At 66.6% G+C, this 20,385-nt stretch carries 18 protein-coding genes; 3 read left to right on the plus strand and 15 right to left on the minus strand.

Annotated elements, in window-relative coordinates:
• Positions 1–7: 7 nt before the first annotated feature.
• On the minus strand, positions 8–1,414 hold the full coding sequence (gltX, locus tag ACIPRS_RS12315) for a glutamate--tRNA ligase (RefSeq protein ID WP_446538752.1): 1,407 nt from the start codon (positions 1,412–1,414) through the stop codon (positions 8–10).
• Between the two features lie 156 nt (positions 1,415–1,570).
• Here gltX and lpxH point away from each other — a divergent pair, with 156 nt between their 5' ends.
• Complete coding sequence (lpxH, locus tag ACIPRS_RS12320) at positions 1,571–2,308, plus strand: UDP-2,3-diacylglucosamine diphosphatase (RefSeq protein WP_446538753.1); 738 nt, start codon at positions 1,571–1,573, stop codon at positions 2,306–2,308.
• 113 nt (positions 2,309–2,421) lie between these two features.
• Here the strand turns inward: lpxH and ACIPRS_RS12325 are convergent, their stop codons facing one another.
• The 8 genes from ACIPRS_RS12325 to ACIPRS_RS12360 form a co-directional block, all read right to left on the minus strand.
• Positions 2,422–3,219: a ferritin-like domain-containing protein gene (locus tag ACIPRS_RS12325; protein ID WP_446538754.1), complete on the minus strand. Its 798-nt coding sequence runs from the start codon at positions 3,217–3,219 to the stop codon at positions 2,422–2,424.
• Between the two features lie 16 nt (positions 3,220–3,235).
• Positions 3,236–4,705 carry an amidophosphoribosyltransferase gene (gene purF / locus ACIPRS_RS12330; RefSeq protein ID WP_192201690.1) on the minus strand — a complete coding sequence of 490 codons (1,470 nt, stop codon included), beginning with the start codon at positions 4,703–4,705 and terminating at the stop codon, positions 3,236–3,238.
• Positions 4,706–4,712: 7 nt separating this feature from the next.
• On the minus strand, positions 4,713–5,321 hold the full coding sequence (locus ACIPRS_RS12335; RefSeq protein ID WP_446538755.1) for a CvpA family protein: 609 nt from the start codon (positions 5,319–5,321) through the stop codon (positions 4,713–4,715).
• A 46-nt stretch (positions 5,322–5,367) separates the two neighbouring features.
• A complete protein-coding gene (locus tag ACIPRS_RS12340; RefSeq protein ID WP_446538756.1) occupies positions 5,368–6,375 on the minus strand; it encodes an SPOR domain-containing protein in 1,008 nt (335 codons plus the stop codon).
• A gap of 67 nt (positions 6,376–6,442) precedes the next feature.
• Positions 6,443–7,849, minus strand: coding sequence for a bifunctional folylpolyglutamate synthase/dihydrofolate synthase (locus tag ACIPRS_RS12345; RefSeq protein WP_446538757.1), 1,407 nt, complete (start codon positions 7,847–7,849; stop codon positions 6,443–6,445).
• Between the two features lies 1 nt (position 7,850).
• A complete protein-coding gene (locus tag ACIPRS_RS12350) occupies positions 7,851–8,429 on the minus strand; it encodes a hypothetical protein (protein WP_446538758.1) in 579 nt (192 codons plus the stop codon).
• A 35-nt stretch (positions 8,430–8,464) separates the two neighbouring features.
• Entirely contained in the window at positions 8,465–9,109 is a 645-nt protein-coding gene (locus ACIPRS_RS12355) for a histidine phosphatase family protein (protein WP_446538759.1), read from the minus strand.
• A 110-nt stretch (positions 9,110–9,219) separates the two neighbouring features.
• Positions 9,220–11,388, minus strand: coding sequence for a S46 family peptidase (locus ACIPRS_RS12360; RefSeq protein ID WP_446538760.1), 2,169 nt, complete (start codon positions 11,386–11,388; stop codon positions 9,220–9,222).
• Between the two features lie 181 nt (positions 11,389–11,569).
• Here ACIPRS_RS12360 and tdh point away from each other — a divergent pair, with 181 nt between their 5' ends.
• Positions 11,570–12,604: an L-threonine 3-dehydrogenase gene (gene tdh, locus ACIPRS_RS12365; protein ID WP_298125269.1), complete on the plus strand. Its 1,035-nt coding sequence runs from the start codon at positions 11,570–11,572 to the stop codon at positions 12,602–12,604.
• 65 nt (positions 12,605–12,669) lie between these two features.
• Here the strand turns inward: tdh and ACIPRS_RS12370 are convergent, their stop codons facing one another.
• The 6 genes from ACIPRS_RS12370 to ACIPRS_RS12395 form a co-directional block, all read right to left on the minus strand.
• The gene (locus tag ACIPRS_RS12370; RefSeq protein ID WP_192201705.1) at positions 12,670–13,416 is read right to left on the minus strand and encodes a TorF family putative porin; all 747 of its coding nucleotides are present in this window, start codon (positions 13,414–13,416) and stop codon (positions 12,670–12,672) included.
• A 195-nt stretch (positions 13,417–13,611) separates the two neighbouring features.
• Positions 13,612–14,673, minus strand: a complete 1,062-nt coding sequence (locus tag ACIPRS_RS12375; RefSeq protein WP_446538761.1) for a sulfate/molybdate ABC transporter ATP-binding protein — start codon at positions 14,671–14,673, stop codon at positions 13,612–13,614.
• Positions 14,674–14,682: 9 nt separating this feature from the next.
• Complete coding sequence (gene cysW / locus ACIPRS_RS12380) at positions 14,683–15,642, minus strand: sulfate ABC transporter permease subunit CysW (RefSeq protein WP_337731260.1); 960 nt, start codon at positions 15,640–15,642, stop codon at positions 14,683–14,685.
• 1 nt (position 15,643) lies between these two features.
• On the minus strand, positions 15,644–16,495 hold the full coding sequence (cysT, locus tag ACIPRS_RS12385) for a sulfate ABC transporter permease subunit CysT (protein ID WP_446538762.1): 852 nt from the start codon (positions 16,493–16,495) through the stop codon (positions 15,644–15,646).
• Between the two features lie 10 nt (positions 16,496–16,505).
• Positions 16,506–17,525, minus strand: coding sequence for a sulfate ABC transporter substrate-binding protein (locus tag ACIPRS_RS12390; protein ID WP_192201712.1), 1,020 nt, complete (start codon positions 17,523–17,525; stop codon positions 16,506–16,508).
• Between the two features lie 16 nt (positions 17,526–17,541).
• On the minus strand, positions 17,542–18,996 hold the full coding sequence (locus ACIPRS_RS12395; protein ID WP_446538763.1) for an OprO/OprP family phosphate-selective porin: 1,455 nt from the start codon (positions 18,994–18,996) through the stop codon (positions 17,542–17,544).
• A 170-nt stretch (positions 18,997–19,166) separates the two neighbouring features.
• On the opposite strand from ACIPRS_RS12395, the gene kbl reads away from it, so the two are divergent.
• Positions 19,167–20,366: a glycine C-acetyltransferase gene (kbl, locus tag ACIPRS_RS12400; RefSeq protein WP_446538764.1), complete on the plus strand. Its 1,200-nt coding sequence runs from the start codon at positions 19,167–19,169 to the stop codon at positions 20,364–20,366.
• The last annotated feature ends 19 nt before the right edge of the window (positions 20,367–20,385 follow it).

The raw sequence follows: 20,385 nt of genomic DNA on the forward strand, positions 1-20,385 counted from the left end.
TCCGTGATCAGGCGGCCGTACTTGTCTTGATAAGTGCTGCGTCGATGCGTTTCAAGGCTTCATCGCGACCGGCAAGGTAGACCGTCTGGGAAATGTCCGGGCTGACCTGCGTCCCGGTGATAGCCACGCGCAAAGGCTGCGCCACTTTGCCCATGCCGATGTCGAGCGCCGCTGCGGCCTCGTGCAGGGCGACGGACACACTTTCCGCGCTCCACTCCGCCAGCGCCGCCAGACTTTCGCGGGCCTTGGCCAGCGGGGCATGCGCGGCGGCGCCCAGATGCTTGGCTACTGCAGCATCGTCGTACACCGTCAGCGGCTGGTACCAGACCACCGCCTTCTCGGCCATGTCCTTCAACGTCTGCACGCGATCGCGCAGCGCGACCACCACGTCGGCCGGCGCCGGACCCGCGGCCAGGTCGATGCCCAGCTTCTCCAACTGGTAACCGAGGTGCGGCGCGATGTCCGCAGGCGCATCGGTCTTCAGGTAGTGCTGGTTCACCCAGCCCAGCTTGGCCATGTCCAGGCGCGCGGCCTTGGAATTCACGTCCTTCACGTCGAACAGGTCGATCAGCTCCTGGCGCGAGAAGAGCTCCTGGTCGCCGTGCGACCAGCCCAGCCGCGCCAGGTAGTTGATCAGCGCGTGCGGCAGGTAGCCGGCGTCCTTGTACTGCATCACGTCGGCCGCACCGGTGCGCTTGGACAGCTTGGCGCCCTGCTCGTCCAGGATCATCGGCATGTGCGCGAACTTCGGCACCGGCGCACCCAGCGCTTCGTAGATGTTGATCTGCCGGGGCGTGTTGTTGATGTGGTCGTCGCCGCGGATCACCTCGGTGATGCCCATGTCCCAGTCATCGACCACCACGGCGAAGTTGTAGGTGGGATAGCCGTCCGGACGGAAGATCACCATGTCGTCCAGCTCGCTGTTGGCGATCTCGATGCGGCCCTTGATCAGATCGTCGAAGGCGACCACGCCATCGAGGGGGTTCTTGAAGCGGATCACGCGGTTCGGGTCGTCGCGGTGCGGCAGGTTCTGCTCGCGCGCGGCGCCGTTGTAGCGCGGCTTCTCCTGTTTCGCCATCGCGGCTTCGCGCATGGCGTCGAGCTCCTCGCGTGTCTCGTAGGCGTAGTAGGCCTTGCCGGCCGCGACGAGTTGTTCAGCGACCTCGCGATACCGGTCGATGCGCTGGGTCTGGTAGACCGGGCCTTCATCGTAGTCCAGGCCCAGCCAGTCCATGGCGTCCAGGATCGCGTCGATCGCAGCCTGCGTGCTGCGCTCGCGGTCGGTGTCCTCGATGCGCAGGATGAAATCGCCGCTGCGATGGCGCGCTTCCAGCCAGCAGTACAGCGCCGTGCGGGCGCCGCCGATGTGCAGGTAGCCGGTGGGACTGGGAGCGAAGCGGGTACGGCAGGCCATGGAGGAGCTCAAGTACGGAGTTCCGCGATTTTACCGCGCCGCGACGGTTCTGCCGCGCTCGCCGGCCCGAACGCGCCGCAGTGAGCCCGCTCGGTGAGGCGCCCGGAAGGCCTTGCCGATAGAGGAAGCCCGGTGGGGAGGGCTTAGAATCGCCGCATGACCACACTCTTCATCTCCGACCTGCACCTGGACGCTGAACGCCCTGCCGTCACCGAGTTGTTCGGCGCGTTCATGCAGCGGGAAGCCGTCGCAGCCGACGCCCTGTACATCCTGGGCGACCTGTTCGAGGCCTGGGTGGGCGACGACGATCCATCGGAAACGGGAGCCTACGTCGAGACCCGCATCCGGGAGGTGGCCGATGCCGGCGTGCCGGTGTTCTTCATCCGTGGCAATCGCGATTTCCTGCTCGGCAATGCCTTCGCCCGCCGCGCCGGCATGCGCATCCTGCCCGATCCGGCCGTTATCATGCTGTACGGAAAGCCGGCGATCCTCATGCATGGCGACCTGCTGTGCACGGGTGACACGGCCTACCAGGCGTTCCGCGCGCAGACGCGCAATCCCGCCTGGCAGGCGCAGTTCCTGTCGCAGCCACTGGCGGCCAGGCTCGCCTTCGCCGCGCAGGCGCGCGCCGCCAGTGCCGCTCACCAGGGCGGCATGAAGCAGAGCGACAAGGCGCAGTTCGAAGCATTGACCGACGTGACGCCGGCGGCCGTGGACGCGACACTGGCGCAGTTCGGCATCGACACTCTGATCCATGGCCACACGCACCGCCCTGCCATCCACGAACTGATTGTTGGCGAACGGGCGTGCCGCCGCGTGGTGCTCGGCGACTGGTACGAGCAGGGCTCGGTGCTGCGGGTGGAACCGCATGGAATGACGCTGGAGCGTCTGTAGGTTTTTGATGTGGGAGCGATGTAAGTCGCGATGATGCTTCCGCGGTAGCTCATCGCGACTTGTGTCGCTCCCACACCCTCATGTGCATTCCGTCCACAGGTCGCCCAAGCCCCCTACGGGGCTTCCAGCGCCGCGAGTTCATCTTCGTCGAACCCAGCCAACAGCCGCGCCTCGATATTGAACGGGCCATGCAGGTAGCCGCCGGCGTATTCCCTCAGCAGTTCGCGGAAGCGTGCGCGCGGTTCGATGCCACGCTGCTCGCAGTACCAGCGGTACCAGCGCGAACCGGCGGCGACATGCGCGACTTCCTCGCGCAGGATCAGGTCAAGAATCCCGACGGTTGCTTCGTCTCCCAGATCGCGCAGCTTGACGATCATGCCTGGCGTGACGTCCAGGCCGCGCGCCTCCAGCACGCGCGGTACCAGCGCCATCCGCGCAAGACCATCGTGCGCGGTCTTCTCGGTCATCTCCCAAAGACCGTTGTGCGCATCGAAATCCCCGTAGTCGTAACCCAGTTCGCGCAGGCGGTCGCGCAGCAGGACGAAGTGGCGCGACTCATCGTTGGCCACGCTGACCCAGTCGGCATGGAACGCCGCCGGCATCCCACGGAAGCGATACACCGCATCCCAGGCCAGGTCGATGGCATTCAGTTCGATATGCGCGATGGCATGAATGAAGGCCGCCCTGCCCGGCACGCTGCCGAGCCCGCGGCGCGGCAGCTCGCGCGGATGCACGAGGGCCGGCTTCGCCGGTCGCCCCGGCATGCGGATCGGTTCGGGTGCCGGCGCGTCCGCCGGCATGGCCAGCTCACCGCGCTTGAAGGCGTCAGCGAATCGCTGCGTCAGCGCGACCTTGTCGTCCACGTCCGTTGCGTCCAGGCAGGCACGCGCGGCCTCGAACAGCGTGGCCATGGAGTGCGCGCCGGAATCAGCCGACGCGGCGCTTGCGCTTGGCCTCGTCCGAGCGCATCTGCTCGATGCGCTCGAAATATCCCGGCTCGATGCCGGTGACATACTTGCCATCGAAGCAGGAGGAGTCGAAATCGGCCAGCTGCGGATTGCCTTCGCGCACAGCCGCCTCGAGATCTTCCAGGTCCTGGTAGATCAGCCAGTCGCAGCCAAGCAGCGTCTCGATCTCTTCGATGCTGCGGTCGTGTGCCACCAGCTCATCGGCAGCCGGCATGTCGATGCCGTAGATGTTGGGATGGCGCACCGGCGGTGCGGCACTGGCCAGGTAGACCTTGCGCGCGCCCGCATCGCGCGCCATCTGCACGATCTGCTTGGACGTGGTGCCGCGCACGATGGAGTCGTCCACCAGCAGTACCACGCGGTTGCGGAATTCCAGATTGATCGGATTGAGCTTGCGGCGCACGGACTTCACCCGCTCCCCCTGCCCCGGCATGATGAACGTGCGGCCGACGTAGCGGTTCTTGATGAAGCCCTCGCGGTACTTCACGCCCAGCACGTTGGAGATCTCCAGCGCGGCGTCGCGCGAGGTGTCCGGGATCGGGATGATCGTGTCGATGTCGTGGTCCGGGCGCAGGCGCAGGATCTTCTCGCCCAGCTTCACGCCCATGCGCATGCGCGCCTTGTGCACCGACACGTTGTCGATCATCGAATCGGGACGCGCGAAGTACACGTACTCGAAGATGCACGGCGCATGGTGTTGCGGTTCGGCGACGATTTCGCTGAACAGCTCGCCGCGCGCGGTGATCACGATGGCTTCGCCGGGCTGCACGTCGCGCATGCGGGTGAAACCCAGAATGTCGAGCGCGGCGGATTCGGACGCGATGATGTACTCGGTGCCTTCGCTGTGCTCGCGCTTGCCCAGCACCAGCGGACGGATGCCGTGCGGGTCGCGGAACGCCACCAGGCCCAGGCCCAGCACCACGCTGACCACCGCATATCCGCCCTTGACGCGGCGATGGACGCCGGCGACCGCGCGGATGGCGGCTTCCGGACTGAGCGTGCGCTGCAGGTCGAGCTCGTGCGCGAACACGTTCAGCAGCACTTCGCTGTCCGAATCGGTGTTGATGTTGCGACGGTCCTGGGCGAACACGTCCTGGCGCAGGGCCTCGGTGTTGATCAGGTTGCCGTTGTGCGCCAGCGCGATGCCGTAGGGCGAGTTCACGTAGAACGGCTGCGCCTCGTCCATGCCCTCGGAGCCGGCGGTCGGATAGCGGCAATGCGCGATGCCCACGCGGCCTTCCAGCACGCTCATCGCCTTGGCGTTGAACACGTCCCGCACCAGCCCGTTGTCCTTGTGCACGCGCAGTCGCGTGCCGTCGGCGGTGGCGATGCCGGCGGCGTCCTGCCCGCGGTGCTGGAGGACGGTCAGCCCGTCATAAAGCTGGCCGGCAACATTCTGGTTGCCGACGATTGCGACGATGCCGCACATGGTGGACCTACTCCGGTTTCGACTCGGGCGACGCTGGCGGGGAGACGCGCTCCGGCGGGGCGCCGGACTCTTGCAGCGGCAGGGGCAAGTTTTGCAGGCGCGCATTATCGCCCGCCGGACGCCCATTGCCAAAGTCCAGTTCCTGCACAGTCCATTCCGGCAACCATTGCGCAAGCCATTCCGCGCCGGGCAGGAGCAGCGGCACGATGGATGACCGCTGCCATTCAGGTTCGCGCGGCAGGTCGGTGAAGGCCACCAGCAACAGCAGCACGCAGGCCACGAAGGCACCACGCAACACGCCCAGGCCGAACCCCAGCACACGATCGAGCCCCGACAGGCCCACGGTCTTCACGAGTTGACGCACGATCCAGCCGGTCACGCCGACCACCAGCATGACGCCGACGAAGCTGAGCGCGTACCCCCCCAGCAATTCGCTGGCGGTGGGCGGCCCATCGTCGGAAAGCCAGACGGCGACCTGCGCGCCGTAGTGGAAGGCGACCCAGCCGGCCAGCACCCAGGCGACCATCGATGCTGCGGCGCTGACGAGCCCGCGCATCAGCCCGAACAGCGCCGAGACGGCGATGATGCCCAGCAGTGTCAGGTCGAGCGCACTCATGCGCGCGCCTGCCCGCACCCGGATTCAGTGGCGATGCCGATGCCGGTCAAGGATGCGGACGCACCATGCCATCGACACCGACCTTCGCCGCTACCTGCGCCTTCAGCCGGTCCGCGTCGGCACGGCTTGCCACCGGCCCCACGCGCACGCGACTGAGCGTGCCCTTGTCGGTGCGGACCTGTTCGACGAACGCACTGAAACCGGCAGCGCGGGCGCGATCACGCAATGCGTTGGCATCCGCCGCGCTGGAGAATGCCCCCAGCTGCACGGCGAAGCCCACGCCGGACGCGGCAGGCTTTGCTGCTTCGGCTGGCTTGGGTGCGGGCGCGGCGGGCTTGCTCGCGGCGACGGTCGGCTTGGGTTCGGCGGGCGGCGGCGTGGTGGCCGGCTTCGGCGCCAGTGCCGCGGGCTTGGGTTCCGGCGGCAGCGCCTGCGTGGTGATCGCCGGCGTGGGAGCGGCGGCGGCCACCGATGAAGGCGTCGGTGCCACAGGCGTGGCGGACGGGGTGGGCGCAGTGGTCGCCGCAGCATCCAGCGTGACGACCTGGGCGTTGACATCACCCCGGATCCTGATGGCCTCCAGACGCGCGGATTCGGCCTGCGGGCGATCGGCATAGGGACCGACGCGCACGCGGAATGCCTGCTTGCCATTGATCGTCGCCGGCTCGACAAAGCCCGGCAGCGCAGCCTGCTTCACGTGGGCCAGCACGGCATCGGCATCGGCCTGCGTGGCGTAAGCGCCGAAGCTGACGGCGAAGTTGCCGGCAGCGGTGGCGGCGGACTGCGGCACGCCGGCCGCCGGGAGCGGTTCCGCAGCGGGCGCGGCCACCTGGCCCTGCATGCCGACCGCACCATTCGCGGGGGGGCTGCCCGGGGCGACCAAGGGCAGCTCACGTGTTTCGTATTCGCCATCGGCGGCTGGCGGAACATCCAGCGGCACGTCCGACACGCCGCTATCGGGCGCGGGGCCTTTCACCAGCATGGGCAGGAAGATGACGGCCAGCGCCACCAGCACGACGGCGCCGATCAGGCGCTGTTTCAGGGCAGTATCCATCCAGGTCCACGGGAGATGAGGCAGGAGTGCCGGCGCGATTATACGGCGCGTCCCACCGCGCTCCCCCTCATCGACCTGAATGCAGCACGTGCAATGCGTCGGCCACGGTGTGGAACGAACCGAACACCAGCACGCGGTCGCCGGGCGCCGATGCCGCAAGCGCGCCTTGCAGCGCGTCGCCGACATGGCCGTGCAGGACGGCGCCATCCGCATCAGTGCCCTGCAGGCGCGCGGCCAGCTGTCCGGCGGTCTGCGCGCGCGGCCCCACGTCCAGGCCGGCCAGGTGCCATTGCAGGGTCATGCCGGCGAAGGCGTCGACCACGCTTCGCACATCCTTGTCTGCCAACGCGGCGAACACCACGCGGGTCACGCCACCACTGGCATGGATCTGCAGCCATGCGGCCAGTTCGCGCGCCGCCTGTGGGTTGTGGCCGACGTCAAGCACCACGTGCACGCCATCGCGCTCCAACTGTTGCAATCGGCCCGGGAGCGCAGCCTTGGCCACGCCTTCCGCGAAGGCGCTGTCAGGAATGACGTCTCCTGGCAGCGCGCGCAATGCGGCAATCGCCGTGGCGGCGTTCGCGCGCTGCGAAGGCGCGGACAGCGCCGGCACCGGCAGTTCAAGTTCTGCCCCCACTTCGCGCCAGCGCCAGCGCTGGCTGTCGATGGGCTCGTGGAAGAAGTCACTGCCCAGCCGGAGTGCATTCGCTCCGATGGCATAGGCATGGCGCAACACGCTGGACGGCGAGTCCACCTCGCCAAGCACCAACGGCGTCCACGCCCGCGCGATGCCGGCCTTCTCGGCGCCGATGGCCTCGCGGTCGTTGCCAAGCCAGTCGGTGTGGTCGATGTCGACCGTGGTGATGACGGCGACATCCGGATCGACGATATTCACCGCATCCAGCCTTCCACCCAGGCCGATCTCGAGTACCGCCAGGTCCAGCCCGCTGCGCTGGAACAGCCACAGTGCGGCCAGCGTGCCGAATTCGAAATAGGTCAGCGGAATTGTGCTTCCTTCTCCCTCCGGGAGAAGGTGGCGCGCAGCGCCGGATGAGGGTACGGCAGATTCGCTGGCGTCCGGACCATCATCGCTGCTCCCTGCCCTCACCCCAACCCCTCTCCCGCCGGGAGAGGGGCTAAAGCGCGCCGCTTCGACGGCTTGGAACGCTTCGATCAGTGAGGCGTCATCCACGTCCACGCCATCGATGCGCACGCGCTCGTTGTAGCGCAGCAGGTGTGGCGAGGTATACGCCCCGACCTTCCAGCCTGCGGCACGCGCGATGGCCTCGATGAAGGCCACGGTGGAGCCCTTGCCATTGGTGCCGCCGACGGTGATGACGCGGGCGGCGGGCTTGCCGAGCGCCAGTCGCATTGCGACTTCGCGCACGCGGTCCAGGCCCATGTCGATGGACTTGGGATGCTGTTGCTCGATGTACTCGAGCCAGTCGTCGAGGGTATGCAGCGCGCGTGACATGTCAGTTGCCGGATTCGATATGCCGGATGCTGGAGCCGAACAGCGATCGTCGGCCGCTCAGCACCACCGACACCTGTTGCTCGGGATGGCGATGATAGAACGCTTCACGGATGCACAAGTAGCTCGGAAAGCCCCGCTCCATCGGGCCGCCTCGCAATCGGTAGTCGCATGCACGACGGCTCGGGGTGTAGTGCGTCTGCATGATGTGGGATTCGCGGAATGCCTCCCCGAACACGCACGTCCACGCCCACGGCAAGGACCTGGCCAGCACCAGCCAGCCGACGAGGCCCAGCATCACGGGCATCCCGCAAAGAAGGAACAGGAACTTGAGGAACCCCTGGTCGAGCAGGAGGGCCATGCGTCCATGGCGGCGGGCATGGCCGATCAACAACGCCGTTCCGATCACGCCACCGACCAGGAACAGCAAGGCGACATGGAGGCCGTGCAAGGCGGGCGCAGGCACGAAGTCGACGAACAGACCCGTCAGCGCCAACGCACAGGTGCCAAGTACCGCCACGGTCGCGGTGACCTGACCAGGCGCAGGCGCGTCCGAGCCGAACCAGACCGCTTTCCAGCCCATGTGCGCTCGCAGAACGTCGCCGCTGCCGCCGGACTCTAGAGCGCCCGATGCTTCGCTTCGCCGAAGAATGGCGTGTGGTGCGCGCAGTCGTTGAGGCGCACGACTTCGAGCTGGTCGACCGAGGGGCCTTCCAGCAGGTTGAGCGTGGTCGGCGCCTGGCGGAACGTCCAGAGCTTCGCGATCGGCAGGCCCAGGATGCGGCACAGCAGGACGCGGTTGACCGCATCGTGCGCCACGATCAGCAGGGTGTCGTCATCGCCCAGTCCCTCCGCGGCGCGTGCGAGCCCGCGCCAGGAACGGTCCAGCACCTGGCGCAGCGATTCGCCACCCGGCATGAGGACGGTATCGGGCTCCTCGCGCCACGCCAGCAGGCGGGCAGGATCCTTGTCCTGGATCTCGCTGGCCAGAAGGCCTTCCCATTCGCCATGCGCGATTTCCTGCAGATCCGCATCGGTCTGCAGAAGGTCGGCGCGTGCATCGCCCAACGCGAGTTTCGCGGTGAGCTGCGCCCGCGACAGCGGCGAGGCGACTGCACGATCGATGCGTACGTCCTTCAGCCGCTGGCCCAGCGCGGTGGCCTGGCCTTCGCCGACCGGCGACAGCGGGATGTCGATCTGGCCCTGGTAACGGCCTTCGGCGTTCCACGGCGTTTCGCCGTGACGGGCAAGCAGGATGCGCATGCGTCGGTGTGTCCATTCGAGGGAAGCGGCCCCGCTTCCGGAAGCCGGAAACGAAGACGGGAGCGGATCATACCCGCTCCCGTCCCGTGCCTGCCGCTAAGTTGCAGGTGTTACTTGCCGACGCCCATTTCCTTCAGCAACTGCGGCGCCGGATATACCTCCTGCATGATCCAGCGCAGGTAGCGGCCATCCACGGCGATCATGCGGGTCATCTTGGGGTCGAACACCCAGTTGGAGCTGACCGACTCCCAGTTGCCGTCGAAGGCCAGGCCGACCAGTTTGCCGTGTGCGTCCAGCACCGGCGAGCCGGAGTTGCCGCCGGTGATGTCCAGGTCGGACAGGTAGTTCACCGGCACGGAGCCGATGCGCTTGTCCTCCAGGCCGCCGTGGCGCTTGGCCGCGACCGCATCGAGCAATGCCTTCGGCGAGTCGAACGGATCCTGCCCGGTTTCCTTGGCCACCACACCTTCCAGCGTAGTGAACGGGGTGTACTCCACGCCGTCCTTCGGCGCGTAACCCATCACGTTGCCGAAGGTGATGCGCAGCGACAAGTTGGCATCCGGGTAGACGTACTGACCCTGGCTCTTCTTGTAGTCCGCCAGCGCCTGCAGATAGACGGGGCGCGCGGCCAGATTCTCGCCGGCGCGCGTCTTGCGCTCCTGCTCCAGCTTCAGCAGCGTGGGCATCACCGCCACCGCGTACTGGATCGCCGGATCGCTGCTGGCCTCGAATGTCTTGCGGTCTGCGGCGAACCACTTCAGGCGCTCATCCGTGCTACCGAGCTTCGTGCCCGCCAGACGATCCAATCCCCGCTTCACCGCTGCGGCATCGTTGCCGCCCAGCCATGCGTCCACGGCGTCGACGCGCTGGGCAGCAGGCAGTTTGATGTACTCGTTCAACCAGTACTCCTGCAACTGGCGATCCATCGCGGCCACGTAGCGGCGCTCGAGCTGCTTCAGGCCACCTTCGATGGCAGGCAGGTCGCGTTCCTGGTAACCGGACTCGCGTTCCGCATTGGGCTTCTCGCGCTCGATCGACAGCCGGTACAGCTGCGTGGCCGAACCCACCATCGCGGTGTTGTTGAACATCGCCAGGGTCAGGTCGCGCTCGCGCGTGGCCTTGTTCTGTTCCAGCAGGGCGAGCAGCTGGGCATGCGCGTCCAGCGCCGTCTGGCCCTTGGCGCCCTGCCCCTTCAGCCAGGCCAGGACGGCGGCTTCTTCGCGCTGTTTCTGGCCGGCCGCGTCGATGCGCTTGAAGCCTTCCAGCTGGCCGTCGTAGTTCTTGCTGGTGTTGTTCCAGCCCGCCATGGTGTTGGCGTACTTCACCTGGATGTCGGCGTTCTTCTTGCCGGCGTCCTGCACCATCGCGATCTGGTTCTTGTAGTGGCGCGCGATGGTCGGATAGGTCCACGCGGCGGTGTTGTCGAATTCGGCTGCCAGCGCATAGCGGTTGGTCGAACCCGGATAGCCCGCCACCATGACGAAATCACCGGCACCCAGCGGCTGATCGGCGAACTTCAGCCAATGCTTCGGCTGGTACGGCACGTTGTCCTTGGAGAATGCGGCCGGTTTGCCGTCCTTGCCCACGTAGGCGCGATAGAAGGCGAAGTCGCCGGTGTGGCGCGGCCACATCCAGTTGTCGATGTCGCCACCGTACTTGCCCACGCTGCCCGGCGGTGCGTACGCCAGGCGCACGTCCTTGATTTCCATGTTCTTGAACAGGCGATACGTGTTGCCACCGGAGAAACTGTAGAGGCGGCAGCGGAAGCCGGCCTCGGCCTCGCAGTCGGCGATCAGCTTCTTCTCGAAGGCCTCCAGCGCCTTCGTGCGCGCCAGCGCATCGCCGCCGGCGGAGGCGATGGCGGCCTGCGCGTCCTTCGTCACATCGGTGATCTCGTCCAGCACGAACACGCGCGCATTGGGGCCCGCGCTGACTTCATCGCCCGCCGTCGGTGCGTTGAAGCCGTTCTTGATCAGGTTGTTCTCGGCCGTGGAGTTCAGCTGGATGGCGCCATACGCGCAGTGATGGTTGGTGACCACCAGGCCGTTCGGCGAGACGAAGCTGGCGGTGCAGCCGCCCAGTGCGACCACCGCGCCCATCGGGTCGCCGGTCAGGTTGGAAAGCTGCTGCGGCGACAGTTCCAGGCCGGCCTTCTTCAGCGGTCCGGCGATTTCGGGCAGCTGCTGCGGTACCCACATGCCCTCGCCCGCATGGGCGAACTGGGCGGCGAGCAGGGACAACGGAACCGCAATGGCGGCGGCGAGCAGGTTCGGACGCATGGAAACCCCGGTACGGACAGGAAAGTTCCGATTGTAATGAACCTGTCACCGCCGCCGACCCATGACTTTCGTCCTAGGAAGACGGGCATGCGGACGCTCCGGCGTGTCAAGGCGCCCTGCAACAGGGCGCCACGGAGGCGGCGCGTATAATCCGCGCCCTCAACCCCTGGATCGACGCCCGATGGCACAGACGATGAAGGCGCTGGTGAAGCGCGAGGCCGGCAAAGGTATCTGGATGGAGGAACTGCCCGTCCCGCAGCCCGGCCCCAACGAGGTGCTGATCAAGCTGGAGAAGACCGCCATCTGCGGCACCGACCTGCACATCTACCTGTGGGACGAGTGGAGCCAGCGCACGATCAAGCCCGGCCTGACCATCGGCCATGAATTCGTCGGCCGCATCGCGCAGCTCGGCTCCGCCGTCACCGGTTACGAAGTCGGCCAGCGCGTGTCGGCCGAGGGCCACATCGTCTGCGGGCACTGCCGCAACTGCCGCGGCGGCCGCCAGCACCTGTGCCCGAACACCGTGGGCATCGGCGTGAACCGCAACGGCGCCTTCGCCGAGTACATGGTGATGCCGGCCAGCAACCTGTGGCCGATCCCGGACCAGATTCCGTCGGAACTGGCGGCATTCTTCGACCCCTACGGCAACGCGGCGCACTGCGCGCTGGAGTTCGACGTGGTCGGCGAAGACGTGCTGATTACCGGCGCGGGCCCCATCGGCATCATCGCCGCCGGCATCTGCAAGCACATCGGCGCCCGCAACGTGGTGGTCACCGACGTGAACGACTTCCGCCTGAAGCTGGCGGCCGACATGGGCGCGACCCGCGTGGTCAACGTGGCCAACCAGTCGCTCAAGGACGTGATGGCCGACCTGCATATGGAAGGCTTCGACGTGGGCCTGGAGATGAGCGGCAATCCGCGCGCCTTCAACGACATGCTCGACTGCATGTACCACGGCGGCAAGATCGCGCTGCTCGGCATCCTGCCCAAGGGCGCCGGTGTGGACTGGGACCGCATCATCTTCAAGGGCCTGACCGTGCAGGGCATCTACGGCCGCAGGATGTACGAGACCTGGTACAAGATGACGCAGCTCGTGCTGAGCGGCTTCCCGCTGGGCAAGGTGCTGACGCACCAGCTGCCGATCGACGATTTCCAGAAGGGCTTCGACCTGATGGAACAGGGCAAGGCCGGCAAGGTGGTGTTGAGCTGGAATTGACGCGCACGCTCCCTTCCGCGCAAAGAAAAAGGCGCCTTGCGGCGCCTTTTCTGTTGCGTGCCCTATCAGGGAACCGCAACGGCGATCGTGAACACCACGCCGGGCTTGTAGATATCCGAGCCGCGACGCAGCTCGGACGCGTCCGAACCGAAGGTATCGTAGTAGCCCAGTGTCGCGGTCGCGGGACCGAAGCCCTTGGAGAGCGTGACGGAGCCATCGTAGAAATCGGCGCGACCATCGCTGCCCGCGTCGATGGAGGTGTAACCCGTGGTGGCACCCAGCGAGAAGCCCGAATCGCCGATGTCGTAGCTGGCCGACACGCCTGCATAGATCTCTTCCGCGCCGGTGTTGCTGTAGTCGTCGGCGTACGCCAGGATGCCGCCCACGGTGACGGGGCCGCTCCAGGTCACCTTCGCAATGTACTCGTTGTAGTCGATGTCGCCGTACCCGTCGGAAGCACCTTCATAGGTGTAACGGTTCACGCCCAGGTCGAGGTTCCAGCTGTCGCTGAGGTCCTTGTTCCAGCCGACGAAGTAGTCGACTTCGAAGTCGGGGCCACCCTCGCCGAAATCCACATTCGATGCCCAGGCACCGGCATACAGGCCGAACGGCGCGGAATACGTCGCACCCGCCTGGAACGCTGGCTCGTTGTCGGTCTGGGAAACGCCGCGGAACACGTAGTCCGTAGTCACCGCGAATGTCGCGCTGAACGGAGAGGATGCTTCTTCCTCGGCATCCTGGGCGAAGGCGGACAGCGGAAGCGCCAGCAATAGGGCAGTGGCAAGGGCGGTGCAGAGCTTGACGGGCTTCATCCGGATTCTCCTGGTCGATGGGCGGACGGTGGCGGCTGGCGTGGCGGGGATTGCCGGTCGTGAGACGGTAATCGCAGCTTCACGGTTTTTTAACTGCGCCCCGATAGTGCGCCGCAACAATCGCCGTCGTCAAGTGCCTGTCCGCATGCCGGATAATTGGTTTCTTTTTCAATTAATTCAGCAGCTTACATCGCATCACGTTGGTGCCTCCGCACCGTTTCGGGGAAACCATCCGAACCGTTTTGGTGCCAAGCGCACCGGCTGTCCGGGCGCCGTTGCAGGACTCTCGTGGTCGGCGGGCAAGTCCACGTCGACCTCGATGGCATCGTCCTGGAGCCGCGCCCGCAGGCGCAGCCGCGGACCGTTCCGCTGCGCGACGATGATCGTCGCCGGCCAGCCGGGGCCCTCTTCCACCACCTGCAGATCCTCCGGGCGCACGAAGACCTCGGCCTGCCCCTGCCCCGCCTGCTCACGCGACCGCAGCGGCAACCCTGCGGCCTGCAGCGCGCCTGCTTCCCAGTGAGCTGGCAGGCGGTTCACCGCACCGACGAAGGAGTAGACGAAGGGCGAGGCCGGCGCATCGTAGGTATCGGCCGGGCTGCCGAGTTGTTCGATGCGCCCGCGGTTGAGGATCGCCACGCGGTCGGCCAGCTCGAGCGCTTCTTCCTGGTCGTGCGTCACGAACACGGTGGTCAGACCGGTGCGGTCGTGCAGTTCCCGCAGCCAGCGGCGCAGGTCGCGCCGGACCTGTGCGTCGAGCGCACCGAACGGCTCGTCCAGCAGCAGCACGCGCGGCTCGATCGCCAGCGCACGCGCCAATGCCACGCGCTGCCGCTGGCCGCCGGACAGCTGCGCCGGATACCGCGTGCCGAATCCCTCCAGTTGCACGAGCGAAAGCAGTTCCGCGACGCGCGCCCGGATGGTGGCATCGGACACGCGCTCGCGACCGCGCCGTACGCGCAGGCCGAAGGCGATGTTCTCCTCCACCGTCAGGTGGCGGAACAGCGCGTAGTGCTGGAAAACGAAGCCCGCACGCCGCGCCTGCACGCTCAATCGTGAAGCGTCCTCGCCATCGAACCAGACCTTGCCTGCATCGGCGTGCTCCAGCCCGGCGATGATGCGCAGCAACGTGGTCTTGCCGGAGCCGGACGGCCCGAGCAGCGCCAGCAGCTCGCCCTGGCGGATGTCCAGTGATACCTCGTCCAGGGCGACGAAGGTGCCGAACCGCTTGCCCAGGTGTTCGATCCTGATACCCATGATGTCTTCTCAGTGACGGTGGTTGGCAGCCAGCGCTTCGCCGTGCCGCCATTCAAGCCAGGTCTTCAACGCCAGCGTCACCAGCGCGGTCAGCGCCAGCAGCGAGGCCGCCGCGAATGCCGCGCTGTATGCATACTCGTTGTAGAGGATCTCCACATGCAGCGGCAGCGTGTTGGTGCGCCCGCGGATGTGGCCGGACACGACCGACACCGCGCCGAACTCACCCAGTGCGCGCGCACTGCACAGCAACACGCCGTACAGCAGCGCCCAGCGGATGTTCGGCAGCGTCACCCGCCAGAAGGTCTGCCAGCCATTCGCGCCAAGGCTGAGTGCCGCCAGTTCCTCGTCCGTGCCCTGCTGTTCCATCAGTGGCATCAGCTCGCGCGCGATGAACGGGAACGTCACGAAGATCGTCGCCAGCACGATGCCCGGCAGCGCGAAGATGATCTTCGGCAACTGCAGGTGCAGGTCGCCAAGCAGCGGCAGGGAGAAACGCCAGCCTTCGTCGATCAGCGAGTACGCCCAGCCCTGCGCGCCGAAGATCAGCACGTAGATCAGGCCGGCCACCACCGGCGACACCGCGAACGGCAGGTCGATCAGCGTGACCAGCCAGCGTTTCCCACGGAACTCATGCTTGCTGACCACCCATGCGGCGGCCACGCCGAAGGCGAGGTTGAGGGGCACCACGATCGCCGTCACCAGCAGCGTCAACTGCACGGCCGCCAGCGCATCGGCCTCGGTCACCGCGGATGCGAACGCCGCCCAACCGCCGCGCAGCGCTTCCACGAATACCAGCGCCAGCGGCAGCAACAGGAACGACAGCAGGAAGCCAAGCGCGCCCAGCACCAGCAGCACCTGCACCCAGAGGGGTTCGGTGGTGGCCGCATGGCGGCGGACAGGGCGTGCAGGCGCTTCCACGAAGGACGACTCCGGGGGGATGGCGATGACGGCGGAGATGGCGTCGCCCATGTTAGCCCCCTGCCCGCTTGCCGGTGCGCTGCAGCCGCGCCTGCAGCGTGTTGATCAGCAGCAGCAGCGCAAACGACAGCAGCAGCATGGCCGCCGCGATCGCCGTGGCGCCCTCGTAGTCGAACTCCTCCAGCTTGATCGTGATCAGCAGCGGCGCGATCTCGGACACCCCGGGCAGGTTGCCGGCGATGAAGATCACCGAGCCGTATTCGCCCACGCCACGCGCGAACGCCAGCGCGAAGCCGGCCAGCACGGCCGGCCACAGCGTGGGCAGCACCACGTGACGCACCGCCTGCCAGCGGTTGGCACCCAAGGTGGCCGCGGCCTCTTCCAGTTCCGTCTCGATTTCCGCAAGCACCGGCTGCACCACGCGCACCACGAAAGGCAGGCCGATGAACACCAGCGCCACGGTGATGCCGAGTGGCGTGTACGCGACCTTGATGCCGGCGGCTTCCAGCCATTGGCCGATCCAGCCGGTCGGGCCGTACAGCGCCGTCAGCGCAATGCCGGCCACGGCGGTGGGCAGCGCGAATGGCAGGTCGATCATCGCGTCGAACAGGCGCTTGCCGGGAAATCGGTAGCGCACGAATACCCAGGCCACCAGGGTGCCCATGACCGCATTGAACGCCGCCGCCGCGAGCGCGGTGCCGAAGCTGATGCGCAACGCCGCCAGCACGCGCGGCTCCGTCCAGATCGCCCAGATGCCCGCCGGACCCAGCCCGCTGGCCTTGGCGAACACACCCACCAGCGGAATCAGGACGATCAGCCCCAACCAGGCCAGCGTATAGCCCAGGCTGAGGCCGAAACCGGGAATGACGCGCCGTGCGCGCACCTTCCCCGGCCAGGATTGCACTGCCGCCACCTTACTTCGCCTGGATCTGGTCGAACACGCCACCGTCCGCGAAATGCGTGGCCTGCGCCTTCGCCCAGGAACCGAAGACGCCATCGATCGTCACCAGCTCCAGCTTCGGAAAGCGCGCGATGTCCGCAGGCGCCGCATGCTGCGGATAGCGCGGACGATAGTAATGCTTGGCCGCGAGCCGCTGGCCCGTTGGCGAGTACAGGTATTTCAGATAGGCCTGCGCCGCTTCGCGCGTGCCGTGCTTGTCGACATTGCGATCCACCAGCGCCACCGGCGGCTCGGCCAGGATCGACAGCGACGGCACCACGATGTCGAACTTGTCGGGGCCCAGCTCCTCGATCGACAGGAAGGCCTCGTTTTCCCACGCCAGCAGCACGTCGCCGATGCCGCGCTGGACGAACGTCGTGGTCGATCCCCGCGCGCCAGTGTCCAGCACGGGCACGTTGCGGAACAGGCCACGCACGAAGTTGCGCGTCTTCGCCTCGTCACCCTTGAAGATCTTCAGACCGTAGGCCCATGCCGCAAGATAGTTCCAGCGCGCGCCACCGGAGGTCTTCGGATTCGGAGTGATGACGGAGATGCCGGGCTTCACCAGATCGTGCCAGTCGCGGATCTTCTTCGGATTGCCCTTGCGCACCAGAAACACGATGGTCGAGGTGTACGGCGCGCTGTTCTCGGGGAGGCGCGATTGCCAGTTGGCGGGAAAGAGCTTGGCCCGCTGTGCGATGGAATCCACGTCGTAGGCCAGGGCGAGCGTCACCACGTCCGCCTCGAGGCCATCGATCACCGAACGCGCCTGCTTGCCCGAGCCGCCATGCGAGGTCTCGATGCTGACCTTCTGTCCCTTGGTCTTCTGCCACTCGGCGGCAAAGGCGGTATTGAACTCGCGATAGAACTCGCGCGTCGGGTCGTAGGACACGTTGAGCAGCTTGATGTCCTTGGCGCCGGCCGCTGCGGTCAGCGTCAGGCCGAAGGCGAGCAAGGCGGTGCGGACGTGGCGTCGGATGGATGGTGTCTTCATGCGATGTCTCCGGGAATCAGAAGGCGACTTGCAGTCGCGAGAACACGGCCTTTTCGTCTTCACGGTCCGCGCCTGCGGCGGCTCCGCCCTCGAATTGCGTGTCCAGGTAATTGACGACCAGCTTCAGATTGCTGGTGAGGTACCAGTTGACGCCCAGCGTCCATGCCTTGGCGCGTCGCGCGGATACCGACGCATCGGCGAACAGCGGGAACGCACCCTCATCGATCTCCAGTTCGCCATAGCGGCCGACCAGTTCCCACGCACCCCAACCACCCTTGCCGGGACTGAAGGGGTTCGATGGCTTCACGACGCCGCGATAGCTGGCGTCTTCGCCGGTCAGCACGTAGCTGGCCGTGGCCTGCCAGGCGGTGTTTTCCAGTTCGGCGGCATTGCCCGCCACCACCAGTTCCTGCTTCGACGCGATGTACTCGGCCAGCAGCCCGAACCCGTTGCGATAGAAGTAGCCCTGTGGCGACCAGCGCGTGCGCCTGCCGTCGGCGGCGACCGCACTGCGATAGTTGAAGAACTGCACCTGCCCGGGCGTGCGATAGCGCGGGAGAATGTTGTTCCCCGTGCCCACGGTATCGCCGGCGCTGCCGCCGATGCCGAAGCCGAGGCCGGACCAGAAACCCGCGCCGTCCTTGAATGGCTCGACGAAGAGGCGGCCGGCGACCTCGAACTCGTCGCCCGGATTGGTGGTCGCCGCATCGCGACCATCGACCGTGCCGTTGAACACACCGATCGCGTAGCTCAGCTTGCTGCCGGCCAACTCGCCCTGCAGTTGCACGCCGATGTCGCGATTGGGCGCAAGTTCGCTGGGCAGCGCACGTTCCACGTCGGACAAGGCAGACGACGACTGCAGGCGTTCCAGTCCCACCGGTGAGGTGAACTTGCCCAGACGCACCGTCGCGGCGGGCGAGAACTTCAGGTCGGCATAGGCATCCACGATGCTGGCGCTGTCACCGGCAAACTCCGGCGTGAAGCGGAAGCCGATCCATTTGCCCAACGTGCCCTCGATGGTCGGGCGTGCCGTACGCAGCAGGAAGGTATCGTAGGTGCCCGACGGCACGCCGCTGCTGAAGAAGCGCCCGTCGCCCTGGATCAGGCCGCGGATCTTGACCTCATAATCGCCATTGGCCGATTTCAGCGACGCACCCTTGTCGTTCACCGCGATGACGGGGGCCTCCTTGGCCTTGGCGGCGGTCTCTTCCTGCTGCAGTTCCAGGCGGCGCTCCAGGACGCGCAGGCGCTGGTCCAGGTCACCCAACGTGGCGGGCGCGGATTCGCCTTCAGCGGCCACGGCCGCCGGTGCATCACCGACGCGGCGTTCGAGGGCTTCAAGCCGTTGCAGCAACTCCTGCACGGTGGGCTGGCTCTGTGCGGACACGGGAATGGCCAGCGAACAGGCCAGCGCGCCCAGGATGGCGACGCCGCTGCCCTTCCGCTTGCGCTGTCCCGGTGGTATCCGCATGACCCCATATCCCCGTGCGATGGCCGTCGTCGGCCGGAGACGCGATGCTGCGTGTGCACATGCGGGCTGGGAAATGACGAAACGGCGACCGCTTATTCCGCGACAGCATGACGGACGGGGCGTGGCCGACGGGCGGTTAGAATGGCGGCCTCTTCTTCCAATCCGCGCCCATGTCCAGCCCGCTCACCGCTCACTACGCCGCCACCCTCGACGAGATCCGTGCCCAGGGCCTGTTCAAGGCCGAGCGGATCATCACCGGCCCGCAATCGGCCGAGATCACGCTGGCGGACGGGCGCACGGTGCTGAACTTCTGTGCCAACAATTACCTGGGGCTGGCCGACCACCCGGACATCATCCAGGCAGCGAAGGACGCGCTGGATACGCATGGCTTCGGCATGGCGTCGGTGCGCTTCATCTGCGGCACGCAGGACCTGCACAAGCAATTGGAGCAGACGATCGCGGACTTCTTCGGCACCGAAGACACCATCCTCTACGCCGCCTGCTTCGATGCCAACGGCGGCCTGTTCGAACCCTTGCTGGGCGAGGACGACGCGATCATTTCCGATGCGCTGAACCATGCATCGATCATCGACGGCGTACGCCTGTGCAAGGCCAAACGGTTCCGCTACGCCAACTGCGACATGGCCGACCTGGAAAAGCAGCTGCAGGCCGCCGACGCCGCGGGGTGCAAGACCAAGCTGATCACCACCGACGGCGTGTTCTCGATGGACGGTTTCATCGCGCCGCTGGACGAGATCACCGCGCTGGCGAAGAAGTACAACGCGCTGGTGCACATCGACGAATGCCACGCCACCGGCTTCCTCGGCGCGACCGGCCGCGGCTCGGCGGAAGTGAAGGGCGTGCTGGACAGGATCGACATCATCACCGGCACGCTCGGCAAGGCGATGGGCGGCGCACTGGGCGGATTCACGACCGCGCGCAGGGAAGTGATCGAACTGCTGCGCCAGCGCTCCCGGCCTTACCTCTTCTCCAACTCGCTGCCGCCGCACGTGGTGGCCGCGGGCATCAAGGCCTTCGACATGCTGTCCTCCGCCGGCGAACTGCGCGAACGCCTGCAACAGAACACGGCGTATTTCCGCGAACGCATGACGGCTGCCGGCTTCGACATCAGGCCCGGCGTGCACCCCATCAGTCCGGTGATGCTGTACGACGCACCGCTCGCACAGCGCTTCGCCGAGCGACTGCTGGAGGAGGGCATCTATGCGATCGGTTTCTTCTTCCCGGTGGTCGCGAAAGGCCAGGCCCGCATCCGCACGCAGATGAGTGCAGCGCATACACGCGAACACCTGGATCGCGCAATCGACGCCTTCATCCGCATCGGCCGCGAATTGGGCGTGTTGAAGGCGTAGCCGAAGCCTGTGCGCCCGC

Source organism: Pseudoxanthomonas sp. LARHCG66 (assembly GCF_052871755.1).

Bases quoted from the DNA above. Each gene is read 5' to 3' on its own strand.
- gltX (WP_446538752.1), bottom strand. From the start codon at position 1,414: ATGGCCTGCCGTACCCGCTTCGCTCCCAGTCCCACCGGCTACCTGCAC.
- lpxH (WP_446538753.1), top strand. From the start codon at position 1,571: ATGACCACACTCTTCATCTCCGACCTGCACCTGGACGCTGAACGCCCT.
- ACIPRS_RS12325 (WP_446538754.1), bottom strand. From the start codon at position 3,219: ATGGCCACGCTGTTCGAGGCCGCGCGTGCCTGCCTGGACGCAACGGAC.
- purF (WP_192201690.1), bottom strand. From the start codon at position 4,705: ATGTGCGGCATCGTCGCAATCGTCGGCAACCAGAATGTTGCCGGCCAG.
- ACIPRS_RS12335 (WP_446538755.1), bottom strand. From the start codon at position 5,321: ATGAGTGCGCTCGACCTGACACTGCTGGGCATCATCGCCGTCTCGGCG.
- ACIPRS_RS12340 (WP_446538756.1), bottom strand. From the start codon at position 6,375: ATGGATACTGCCCTGAAACAGCGCCTGATCGGCGCCGTCGTGCTGGTG.
- ACIPRS_RS12345 (WP_446538757.1), bottom strand. From the start codon at position 7,849: ATGTCACGCGCGCTGCATACCCTCGACGACTGGCTCGAGTACATCGAG.
- ACIPRS_RS12350 (WP_446538758.1), bottom strand. From the start codon at position 8,429: ATGGGCTGGAAAGCGGTCTGGTTCGGCTCGGACGCGCCTGCGCCTGGT.
- ACIPRS_RS12355 (WP_446538759.1), bottom strand. From the start codon at position 9,109: ATGCGCATCCTGCTTGCCCGTCACGGCGAAACGCCGTGGAACGCCGAA.
- ACIPRS_RS12360 (WP_446538760.1), bottom strand. From the start codon at position 11,388: ATGCGTCCGAACCTGCTCGCCGCCGCCATTGCGGTTCCGTTGTCCCTG.
- tdh (WP_298125269.1), top strand. From the start codon at position 11,570: ATGGCACAGACGATGAAGGCGCTGGTGAAGCGCGAGGCCGGCAAAGGT.
- ACIPRS_RS12370 (WP_192201705.1), bottom strand. From the start codon at position 13,416: ATGAAGCCCGTCAAGCTCTGCACCGCCCTTGCCACTGCCCTATTGCTG.
- ACIPRS_RS12375 (WP_446538761.1), bottom strand. From the start codon at position 14,673: ATGGGTATCAGGATCGAACACCTGGGCAAGCGGTTCGGCACCTTCGTC.
- cysW (WP_337731260.1), bottom strand. From the start codon at position 15,642: ATGGGCGACGCCATCTCCGCCGTCATCGCCATCCCCCCGGAGTCGTCC.
- ACIPRS_RS12390 (WP_192201712.1), bottom strand. From the start codon at position 17,525: ATGAAGACACCATCCATCCGACGCCACGTCCGCACCGCCTTGCTCGCC.
- ACIPRS_RS12395 (WP_446538763.1), bottom strand. From the start codon at position 18,996: ATGCGGATACCACCGGGACAGCGCAAGCGGAAGGGCAGCGGCGTCGCC.
- kbl (WP_446538764.1), top strand. From the start codon at position 19,167: ATGTCCAGCCCGCTCACCGCTCACTACGCCGCCACCCTCGACGAGATC.